The 10,329-nt window shown below is 70.0% G+C and carries 8 protein-coding genes; 6 read left to right on the forward strand and 2 right to left on the reverse strand.

The annotated features are described in order from the left end of the window. Positions 1 to 73: 73 nt before the first annotated feature. The gene (locus ACHFFZ_RS14940) at positions 74 to 595 is read right to left on the reverse strand and encodes a ferritin (protein ID WP_394277392.1); all 522 of its coding nucleotides are present in this window, start codon (positions 593 to 595) and stop codon (positions 74 to 76) included. A gap of 117 nt (positions 596 to 712) precedes the next feature. On the opposite strand from ACHFFZ_RS14940, the gene ACHFFZ_RS14945 reads away from it, so the two are divergent. The 4 genes from ACHFFZ_RS14945 to hrpA all read left to right on the forward strand — a co-directional run bounded on the left by ACHFFZ_RS14945 (position 713) and on the right by hrpA (position 7,451). Next, the gene (locus ACHFFZ_RS14945) at positions 713 to 1,657 is read left to right on the forward strand and encodes an AEC family transporter (RefSeq protein ID WP_394277393.1); all 945 of its coding nucleotides are present in this window, start codon (positions 713 to 715) and stop codon (positions 1,655 to 1,657) included. Between the two features lie 150 nt (positions 1,658 to 1,807). Continuing rightward, positions 1,808 to 2,206: a pyridoxamine 5'-phosphate oxidase family protein gene (locus tag ACHFFZ_RS14950; protein ID WP_394277394.1), complete on the forward strand. Its 399-nt coding sequence runs from the start codon at positions 1,808 to 1,810 to the stop codon at positions 2,204 to 2,206. Between the two features lie 85 nt (positions 2,207 to 2,291). Beyond that, the gene (locus ACHFFZ_RS14955; RefSeq protein ID WP_394277395.1) at positions 2,292 to 3,176 is read left to right on the forward strand and encodes a universal stress protein; all 885 of its coding nucleotides are present in this window, start codon (positions 2,292 to 2,294) and stop codon (positions 3,174 to 3,176) included. 342 nt (positions 3,177 to 3,518) lie between these two features. Next, on the forward strand, positions 3,519 to 7,451 hold the full coding sequence (gene hrpA / locus ACHFFZ_RS14960) for an ATP-dependent RNA helicase HrpA (protein ID WP_394277396.1): 3,933 nt from the start codon (positions 3,519 to 3,521) through the stop codon (positions 7,449 to 7,451). An 18-nt stretch (positions 7,452 to 7,469) separates the two neighbouring features. Here the strand turns inward: hrpA and ACHFFZ_RS14965 are convergent, their stop codons facing one another. Continuing rightward, a complete protein-coding gene (locus ACHFFZ_RS14965) occupies positions 7,470 to 8,366 on the reverse strand; it encodes a LysR substrate-binding domain-containing protein (protein ID WP_394277397.1) in 897 nt (298 codons plus the stop codon). Between the two features lie 69 nt (positions 8,367 to 8,435). Between ACHFFZ_RS14965 and ACHFFZ_RS14970 the strand changes: the two genes are divergently transcribed. Both ACHFFZ_RS14970 and ACHFFZ_RS14975 read left to right on the forward strand, forming a co-directional pair. Then, entirely contained in the window at positions 8,436 to 9,419 is a 984-nt protein-coding gene (locus tag ACHFFZ_RS14970; RefSeq protein ID WP_394277398.1) for a YeiH family protein, read from the forward strand. A 27-nt stretch (positions 9,420 to 9,446) separates the two neighbouring features. After that, entirely contained in the window at positions 9,447 to 10,301 is an 855-nt protein-coding gene (locus ACHFFZ_RS14975; RefSeq protein WP_394277399.1) for an acyl-CoA thioesterase, read from the forward strand. Positions 10,302 to 10,329: the final 28 nt, after the last annotated feature.

Here is a 10,329-nt window from a genome sequence, read left to right on the forward strand (position 1 = left end):
GATCTCCCCCAGCACCTGCTGGGGGTCGCCCTCGGTTTCGTCTGGGCCCCATGTCCCTATGGGGCCGGCTTGATCAGCCCTCGCTGGGCTCGGTGGTGGCCACCGGGCGCTGCGCGAGGTCCTCGTCGAGGCGCAGCAGGCCGGGGCCGTCGTCACCGGTGAGCTCGATGCGGCCCATGATCTCACTGACGGTCGACTCCTCCTCGATCTGCTCGCTGAGGAACCAGTTGAGCAGGGGACGCGAGTCCAGGTCGCCGGCCTCCTCGGCGGCCCGATAGAGCGCGCGGATCGACTCCGAGACCTTCTGCTCATGCTCCAGAGCCGCCTTGAAGGCGTCCAGGGCGCTGAGGCCCTTCTCGACGTTGGGCGCGGGCACGGTGCCGATCTCGGGGTGGTTGTCCCGGTCGAGCAGGTGGTCGATGAACTTGTTGGCGTGGACGATCTCCTCGTCGGCCTGGTGGCGCAGCCAAGTGGCCATGCCGGGCAGGTCCTGGGCGTCGACCTCGATCGCCAGCTGGCGGTAGAGGGTCGAGGCCTCGAACTCGTGGGTGATCTGGGCGTTGAACTGGGCTTCGAGCTCCTTGGACATCTTCATGGAACCCATAAAAGCACCCTTTCCCCCTCCAGGAAGAGTCTTTCGCCCAACAGCGAAGCGCCACGGCCATCCGGGACGCCACCCCCGTCACAGAGGGCAAGCCCTAGGCTGTGGTCCATGGGCGTCCTGGTCGGCTTCATCACCATCTGGGCGGTGGTGGCGGTCGGCTGGGTGATGGCCCACTGGCGCATCCTGGACAACTCCTCGCAGCTGGTGCTGAGCAAGCTCAGCTTCTACGCGGGTTCCCCGGCGCTGATGGTGACGATGATGTCCACCGCCGACCTGGGCCGCATCTTCGCCCGCAACCTGGCCGTCAGCATCGTGGCCACCGTCCTGACCGGCCTGCTGTGCCTGCTGCTGGAGCTGTCCTGGTTGCGGGGAGCCGACGGCCAGCGCCACGGCCTGGGCCACCGGGTGATCGCGGTCTTCTGCTCCTGCTACGTCAATGCCGGCAACATGGGCCTGCCGATCGCCGCCTACGTCCTGCACGACATCACCTGGATCGCGCCGCTGTTGCTGGTGCAGGTGGCGGTGCTGCAACCGCTCGGCCTGGCCTTGCTCGACGTGGACGCCGCGCGCCGCGACGGCAAGGCCTCCTCGCGCCGCCGCAACCTCACCCTGCCGTTGCGCAACCCGATGACCGTGGGCGTCCTTGCCGGCCTGGCGATCAACCTGCTGGGCTGGACAATTCCCGCCCTGGCACGACAGCCGCTCGAGATGCTGGGCGGGCTGGCCGTGCCCACCATGCTGGTGGCCTTCGGGGTCTCGCTACGCCTGGGGCCGCTGCCCGGCAGGGGACCGCTGTTCACCGAGACCGTCGTGTTGAGCGTCATGAAGCTGTTGCTGCAGCCGGCGCTGGCCCTGCTCCTGGCGCAGCTGGCCGGGCTGGACCGGACGACGACCCTGGCCGTGGTGGTGCTGGCGGGCCTGCCCACCGCGCAGAACATCTTCAACCACGCGGTGCGCTACCAGCAGTCGGTGGTGCTGGCCCGTGACGTGGTCTTCATCACCTCCATCGGCTCGATTCCCAGCATCATGGTGATGGCCCTGGTGCTCGGCTGATCCTGGTGCCTGGTGATCCTGATGCCTGGTGATCGTGATGCTTGGAATCAATGGCCCGACCACACGGCGGGTGTCCCACCTGTACAGGGATCGGCTTCGCTAGGCTCGGGAGCGAACGGCCCTGCCCGGGCCGCCGACGAAGGAGTTTCGATGTTCGAGGGACATTTCGAGGTTCTCGACCAGGACGAGTGCCGCACGCTGCTGGGCGAGGCACACGTGGGGCGGTTGGGCTTCATCGGGCCCGACGGCATCACGGTGCTGCCGCTGGCCTACACCCAGGACGGCAACCTGGTGGTCGTCCGCACCGCTGCACACACCCAGCTGGCCGAGCTGCCGGAAGGCATCGACGTGGCCTTCGAGGTGGACCACGTGGACCAGGAGGCAGCCAATGGCTGGAGCGTACTGGTGCGTGGGCGCCTGGTCGACGTCTCGGAGGAACTGCTCTCGCCCGAGTTCCTGACCCCCCTGCCCTATGTGCCGGGCGACCGCGACGTGGTGCGGGCGATCAGCATCGACCAGGTACAGGGCCGGGCCGTCTCGCGGCCGTGACACCCCTCCCGGGCGCCGGTGGGCGTCCGGTGCGAGGATGGAAGTGCCCCCTCAGCCCGGATGGGGCGTTGAGAAAGGATGAGCGATGAGCACCGCAGGCCACCCATCCAGTGACAAGGACTCCGCCCGGACCGGCGTGCCACGCATCCTGGTCGGGGTCGACGGCTCCGAGGACGGGTTGCGGGCCGTGCGCTACGGCGCGCGCGCCGCGCTGGTGATGGACGGCGCGCTGCACCTGGTGCACGCCGTCGACGATGCCGTGCTGGCCGGCGCCTGGGGCGTCGTCTACGACCCGCGTGCCCTCGAGGAGGCAGGCGCCCAGGCCAATGGGACCGCCATGGAGGCGGCCGTCGAGCTGGGCCTGCCACGGGAGCGGATCGACAGCGAGGTGGTGCTCGGCAATGCTGCCGCAGTCCTGAGCCGGATGAGCGAGCAGGCCGCCCTGATGGTGGTGGGCCGGCGTTCGGTCAGCGGCCTGGAGCGGATGTTCATCGGCTCCACGAGCGTCGCACTGGCCGATGCCTCCCACTGCCCCCTGGTGGTGGTCTCGCAGGCCGCGACCCCGCAGCCCACCGGAGGACTCCAGCGCGTCGCGGTGGCCGTCGACGCCCAGAGCCACTCGCCAGCCACCCTCGAGTGGGCCTTTCGCGAGGCGGGCCAGCGCGGCGCCCTGCTCGAGGTGGTGCACGTCCTCCCCGGCGCGGCCGGGAGCGAGGACCAGCAGGTGCGCGAGCTCGCCCGCCGGGAGATCGAACGGATCCTCGCGCCTCTGCGCGAGGCACATCCCTCGGTCGAGGTGGAGTTGACGGTCGTCCATGGATCGCCGGTCGACGTCCTGGTCGACGTCTCCTCGCAGGTGGACCTGCTGGTGTTGGGGGTCCAGAAGCCGAAGCTGTTGGGCATCCACCTCGGGGGTGTGATGCGGGCCGTGCTCGCGCACGCCCAGGCTCCCGTCGTCCTGGTCCGCTAGGCATGGTGGCCGCGAACCCTTCGTGACGTGGAAAGAATTCAGCAACCGTTCAGAATTGGCTTGCCTTGGACCCCTCTGAAGGGCAAGGATTGAGTCGTCAGCTGGGCCGTGGGGAGACGGCCCAGGCGACATGGCGAGCAGGGGATTCGGGGGAGTTCCCGAGCCGCCGGCAAGCCCCGGAGAGCCACGATTGAGCGCCGGGGACGCCCGATGGGTCCGGCGGCAGCTGCCGCCGGACCCCTCGCCATTGCGGCACCACCTGCCGTGACCGCTGATGGAGGCGGGACCCGCGGCTCGTCGAGTCGGCCCCCCACTTGTGTGGGGGCCTAGGCTGGGACGGCCATGACTGAGTCCACCACCACACCCGTCGCTCGCCTCGACTTCGATCCTGCCCTGCCGATCGCGGAGCACGCCGACGAGATCGCCGACCTGATCGAGCGCCACCAGGTGGTGGTCGTCGCCGGCGAGACCGGCTCGGGCAAGACCACCCAGCTTCCCAAGATCTGCCTGCGACTGGGACGCGAGCGCATCGCCCACACCCAGCCGCGCCGCATCGCCGCCCGGACCGTGGCCGAACGCATCGCCGAGGAGTGCGACGTTGCCCTGGGCGACCTGGTCGGATACCAGGTGCGTTTCACCCGCAAGGCCTCCAAGAACACCCGCGTCAAGGTGATGACTGACGGGGTGCTGCTGGCCGAGATCACCCACGACCGTGACCTGAACAAGTACGACACGATCATCATCGACGAGGCCCACGAGCGCAGCCTCAACATCGACTTCCTGCTGGGCTACCTCAAGCAGCTGCTGCCCCGGCGCCCCGAGCTGAAGGTGGTCATCACCTCGGCCACCATCGACACGGCTCGCTTCGCCGAGCACTTCAGCGACCGTGCAGGCAATCCCGCCCCCGTCATCGAGGTGAGTGGACGCACCTATCCGGTGGAGATGCGCTACCGTCCGCTGGAGGGCGACGGCGCCGACGGCGACAGCCAGGACCAGGTGGACGGTATCGCGCAGGCGGTCACCGAGCTGGCCAAGGAGGGCACCGGCGACATCCTGGTCTTCCTGTCGGGGGAGCGCGAGATCCGCGACGCCGCCGAGGCCGTCAACGCACTCAAGCTGCCCCAGACCGAGGTGCTGCCGCTCTACGCCCGCCTGTCCTCGGCCGAGCAGCACCGCGTCTTCACCGCACACACCGGGCGGCGCGTCGTGCTGGCCACCAATGTGGCCGAGACCTCCATCACCGTTCCCGGCATCCGCTATGTCATCGACCCGGGCACGGCCCGCATCTCGCGCTACTCGGCGCGCACCAAGGTGCAGCGGCTGCCCATCGAGCCGGTCAGCCAGGCCAGCGCCAACCAGCGCGCCGGCCGCTGCGGCCGCGTGGCCCCGGGCATCTGCATCCGGCTCTACAGCGAGGAGGACTACCTGGCCCGGCCGGAGTTCACCGAGCCGGAGATCCTGCGCACCAACCTGGCCAGCGTCATCCTGCAGATGGCCGAGGCGGGCCTGGGCGACATCGGCTCCTTCCCCTTCGTCGAGGCCCCCGACCGCAGCCAGATCACCGACGGTCTGCGCCTGCTCGACGAACTGGGCGCGCTCAAGCCCGGCAAGCACTCCCACCCGCGCCTGACCCGTATCGGGCACCGTCTGGCCCGCATCCCCCTCGATCCGCGCCTGGGCCGGATGCTGGTGGAGGCAGAGCGGCTGGGCTGCGTGCGCGAGGTGCAGGTGGTCGTCGCCGGACTGGCCATCCCCGACGTGCGGGAGCGCCCCGCCGAGAAGCGCGAACAGGCCGACCAGCTGCACCGGCGCTTCTGGAGCGGGGTCCCCACCGAGGCCGCCTCCGAGCCTCGGCAGGCGCCCGACGGCGGTCCGCTGCGGCACACGGCACACACCAACACCGACCCGTCGGCTGGGGGAGCGGGCGCTCCCGATTCGGGCGGCGACATCATCGCGATGCTGCGGCTGTGGGCCTATCTGCGCCAGCAGCGCCGGGCCCTGAGTGGCAATGCCTTCCGCCGGATGTGCCGTGACGAGTTCATCAACTTCCTGCGGGTGCGGGAGTGGGAGGACCTGCACACCCAGCTGCGCGAGATCAGCAAGGAGATCGGGCTGCAGCGCAACCAGGCCGAGGCCTCCGACGAGGCGGTGCTCACCGCGGTGCTCTCGGGCCTGCTCGGCCACGTCGGACTGGCCGATGTCCGTGAGGCCGACCAGCCGAAGAAGGACCGCAATGGCAAGCGGCGCCGTCCCGGCCCGCGCGAGTACCTGGGCGCACGGGGTGCCCGTTTCGCGATCCAGCCCGGATCCGCCCTGGCCAAGAACCCGCCGCCGCTGGTGATGGCCGTCGAGCTGGTGGAGACCAGCCGGCTGTGGGCCCGCACTGTCGCGGCGATCACCGCCGACCAGGTGGAGCAGGTGGCCGGCCACGTCCTCAAGCGCACCCACTCCGAACCGCACTGGTCCACCAGCGCGGGCGCGGTGGTGGCCTACGAGAAGGTGATGCTGTACGGCGTGCCGATCGTGGCCGACAAGCTGGTCAGCTATGAGCGGATCAATCCTGTCGAGGCGCGCGAGATCTTCATCCGCAAGGCCCTGGTGGAGGGCGAGCTGCGCACCCGTCACCACTTCTTCCACCACAACCAGAAGGTGCGCGAGCAGGCCGAGGACCTGGAGCAGCGCAGCCGCCGTCGCGACATCACCGTCGACGACCAGCAGCTCTTCGACTTCTACGCCGCCCGCCTGCCCGCCGAGGTCACCGGCGTGCACGCCCTGGACCAGTGGCTGCGCCGCAGCGAGAACAAGCACCTGCTGGAGATGCAGCTCGACGACCTGCTGGCGCCCCAGGCCGAGGAGGTGGACGCGGGCGACTTTCCCGACCACTGGAGCGTGCCCACCAACACCGGCGCCACGATCACCCTGCCCGTCGACTACGTCTTCGACCCGGGATCCGGCCATGACGGCGTCTCGGTGCAGATCCCGCTGGAGCAGCTCAACCAGCTCTGCGCCGAGCCCTTCAGCTGGCAGGTGCCGGGCCTTCGCGCCGAGCTGGCCACCGAGCTGATCCGCGCCCTGCCCAAGAGCGTGCGCACCAGTTTCGTCCCGGCCCCCAACCATGCCCGGGCAGCGCTGGACTGGCTGGAGGAGGCCCGGAAGTTCGGCGAGGGCCCCGACCACACCAGGCGCTTCTGTGACGAGCTGGGCCGGGCGCTGCGCCAGATCACCAGCGTCACGGTGGATGCGGACACCTGGAATCCCGACGCCGTGCCCGACCACCTGCAGGTGGCCTTCCGGATCACCGAGAAGGGACGCGAGACGAGGCGCAGCAAGAACTTCGCCGACCTGCGCCAGGACCTGGCCCGCAAGGTGAGCCAGACCCTGACCCGGGCCTCGGCCAAGAAGGCGGCCACCGGTGCCACCAGCTGGACGATGGGCAGCATCGACCAGACGCTCAGCGTGGAGCGCAATGGCACGAGGGCCGTCGGCTACCCGGCCCTGCGCGACGAGGGCTCGAGCGTGGGCGTCGTGGTGCTCGACACCGTCGAGGCCGCCCGCCAGAGCCACGAGCTGGGTCTTCGGCGCCTGCTGGTGCTCACCCTGCCCGACCCGACCAAGTGGGTGGTCAGCCACCTGGGCAATGCCGACAAGCTGGCCCTGGGCAACTCGCCCTATGCCAGCGTCCCGGCGCTGCTGGCAGATGCCCGGCTCAAGGCCGCCGGGGAGCTCGCCCGCCAGTGGGCGGCGCAGCAGGGGATCGGGTTGGAGCAGGTGCGCGACCAGGCCCGCTACGAGCAGATGGCGCTGTTCGTGCGCCAGGAGCAGGCCGATGCGATGCGCACGGTGGTGGCCACCGCCGCCGAGACGCTTCGCCAGCAGACCTCCGCCAGGCTGGCGATCGACTCCTTCCCGGCCGGCCAGGTGCGTGAGGACGTCACGGCGCAGCTGGAGAACCTGGTCTTCACCAATTTCATCAGCGCCACGCCCGACCCTTGGTATCCGCGCCTGCCCCGGTACGTCCAGGGCATCACCGTGCGACTCGCGGCAGCCGCCGCGAGTCCCCGTCGCGACCAGCAGTCAGCCGACCTGGTGGACCAGCTGGAGGCCGAGTATGCGGCCCTGTGCGCCAAGCAGCCGCCGGGCCGCCTGCCGGCCGCGGTGGAGCAGGTCGGCTTCCTGATCGAGGAGTACCGCATCCAGCAGTTCGCCCAGCAGCTGCGCACCGCCGTCAGCGTCTCGCCCAAGCGGATCCGCAAGGCGATGGCCGATGCCGGCTGAGCTGCCGGCCCGGCCCGGTCAGCGCGAGTTCTCGGCCGCGATCCGCACGAGTTCGCGAGCCAGGGGCTCGGGGAAGCGGCCGATCCAGATCGCCCTCAGCTGACGGGCCAGCACGTCGGGCTCGTCGAGGTCCACCCGCCGTACCCGCCCCTGGTCGACGGCACCGCGCACCGCCAGCTCGCTGAGGACTGCCGGCCCGGCCCCGGCGGCGCAGGCGCCCAGAACGGCCTGGTTGCTGCTCAGCACCAGCCTCGGACTGGCGGCGTCCGGGCTGGCCAGCGCCGCATCCAAGGTCTCCCGGGTGCCCGATCCCATCTCCCGCACGACCAGCGAGGTGCTGGCCAGTTCCGGGAGGGTCAGTGGACGGCGACGGCGCGCCCATGGGTGGTTCGGGGCCACGACGACACACAGCCGGTCCGTGCGCACGGTGCGGGAGGTGATGCCGTGTGGCAGGTCTGGGGTCTCGATGAAGCCCACGGGCACCTGGTGGGTGAGCACCTGGGCGATCACGGTGCGGGAATTTGTGACCCGCATGTGCCAGCCCGCGTGGGGGTCCAACTGGTGCAGGTGAGCGAGCCAACCGGGCGCCAGGTACTCGGCGATGGTCTGGCTGGCGGCGAACTCCATCTGGCGGGAGGCCTGGCTCGCCAGCGCCTGCGCACCATCGAGGAAGGTGTGGGCCTGCTCCAGCAGGGGTGCGCCGAGTTCCACCAGCTGCTGACCGGCCTCGCTGAGTGTCGACCCGCTGTGGGTACGCACCAGCAGGGTGAGGCCGAGGCGCCGCTCAAGGCGGGCGACGGAGCGGCTGGCATTGGGCTGGGCGATGCCCAGTTCGCGGGCGGCCGAGGTCAGGCTCCCTGTGCGGGCCGTCGCCGTCAACAGGTCCAGCACTGCCAGCTCCGGCCATCTGGTCATGCGTCGATGATATGACCCCATGGCAAGCGAGGTCTTCTGTGCGGTGGTCCGGCTAGCGAGGATTGATGGGTGAACCAACTTTCCCGACTCGCGCCCGGTCTGTTGCTGTGTGCCGGGGGCGCCGCCCTCGCCGTCCTGGTCAACCGTGCCGTCCCCACGCTCAGTGCCTTGCTGGTGGCCATCCTGTTGGGCGCGGCCGTGACCAATTTGGTGACGCCACCGCCGCGCTTCCAGCCCGGCATCGAGTGCAGTGCCAGGCGCCTGCTGCGCATCGGCATCGTGCTGCTGGGCCTGCAACTGGTGCTGGGGGACATCGCCCGACTCGGACTCGGCATGGTGGCCGTCATCATCACCGTCGTGGTCGGCGGCATCACTGGCAGTCTCGCGCTGGGCAGGGCCCTGGGCATGGCGCGGAGCCAGTGCCTGCTGATCGCCTCGGGCGTCTCCATCTGCGGGGCTGCCGCAGTCGCCGGTGTGAACAGCGTCGTCGACGCAGACGATGACGAGGTGGCCACGGCGATCGCCCTCGTGGTGCTCTACGGCACGCTCATGATCCCCATCGTGCCGTTGCTGGCCCGCCTGTTCGGGCTGGGCGTGCAGCCGTCGGGTCTGTGGGCGGGGGCCTCGATCCACGAGGTGGCTCAGGTGGTCGCCGCGGGTGCCGCGCTGGGTCCGGAGGCGCTCACGGTGGCCGTCGTGGTGAAGCTGGCTCGCGTGCTGATGCTGGCACCGGTGGCCGTGGCGCTCGGCACCTGGATGCGACGTTCCCGTCCCGCAGGGGAGGGTGCCAGCCGTCCGCCCGTCGTGCCGCTGTTCGTCGTGGGCTTCGTCGCCATGGTCCTGCTGGCCTCCACACATGTCGTGCCCGCCGGATGGCTGCCGACGGTCAAGACCGGGCAGACGGCACTGCTCGCGGCGGCGATGTTCGCGCTGGGGTTGGGGGTGAAGGTCTCCAGCCTGGTCAAGGTCGGCCCGCGTCCCTTCCTGTTGGGTCTGCTCACCACCGCGTGGGTGGCCGGCATCGCCTTGGCCGGCGTGGAGCTGGTGGCCTGACCCGGTCAACGGTGGAACACTGGCCTGGTGCCACAGAACACCGAAGAACTCGTACAGTTGCTGCAGCTCGAGGAGATCGAGCACGACCTCTACCGGGGGCAGCAACCCGTCACGGACTGGCAGCGCACCTTCGGAGGGCAGGTGCTCGCCCAGGCGCTGGTGGCGGCCGGCCGCACGGTGGACCCGTCGCGGATGTGCCACTCGCTGCACGCCTACTTCCTCAAGGGCGGCCGGCCCGACAAGCCGATCATCTACGACGTGGAGAAGATCCGCGACGGCGGATCGCTCAGCGTGCGACGCGTCGTCGCCCGGCAGCACGGGGAGAACATCTTCGCGCTCAATGCCAGCTTCCACATCGACGAGCCGGGTCTGGACCACTCCGACCCGATGCCGGCCAATGTGCCGGCGCCCGAGGACTGCCCGACGATGCGAGACGTGATGTCTCGTACGGTCGGTGACGTGCCGATGCTCAACGAGTGGGAGGCGCTGGAGGTACGTTTTGCCGGCGACTCGGGGATGTCGAATGCCATCGAGGCGAAGTCGCACAGTGCCCACATGCGGGTGTGGGTGCGCACCACCAGTGCCCTGCCCGACGACCCGCTGCTGCACCAGGCGGTGCTGGCCTACCTGTCCGACATGACGCTGCTGAGCGTCTCCGTGGTGCCGCACAAGGTGGTCTTCGCCGGCCCGAACATGCAGATCGCCTCCATCGACCACTCGATGTGGTTCCACCGTCCCGTGCGTGCCGATGAGTGGATGCTCTACGACCAGGTCTCCCCGTCGGCCAGCAAGGCGCTGGGCTTCTCCACCGGACGCATCCTGCAGGGCGGCAAGCTGGTGGCCACCTGCAGCCAGGAAGGCCTGATCCGCGTCGTCGAGTGAGCCGCACCCACAGACGGCGACGGCCGCG

The organism is Luteococcus sp., assembly GCF_043424415.1.
Lineage (GTDB): Bacteria > Actinomycetota > Actinomycetes > Propionibacteriales > Propionibacteriaceae > Luteococcus.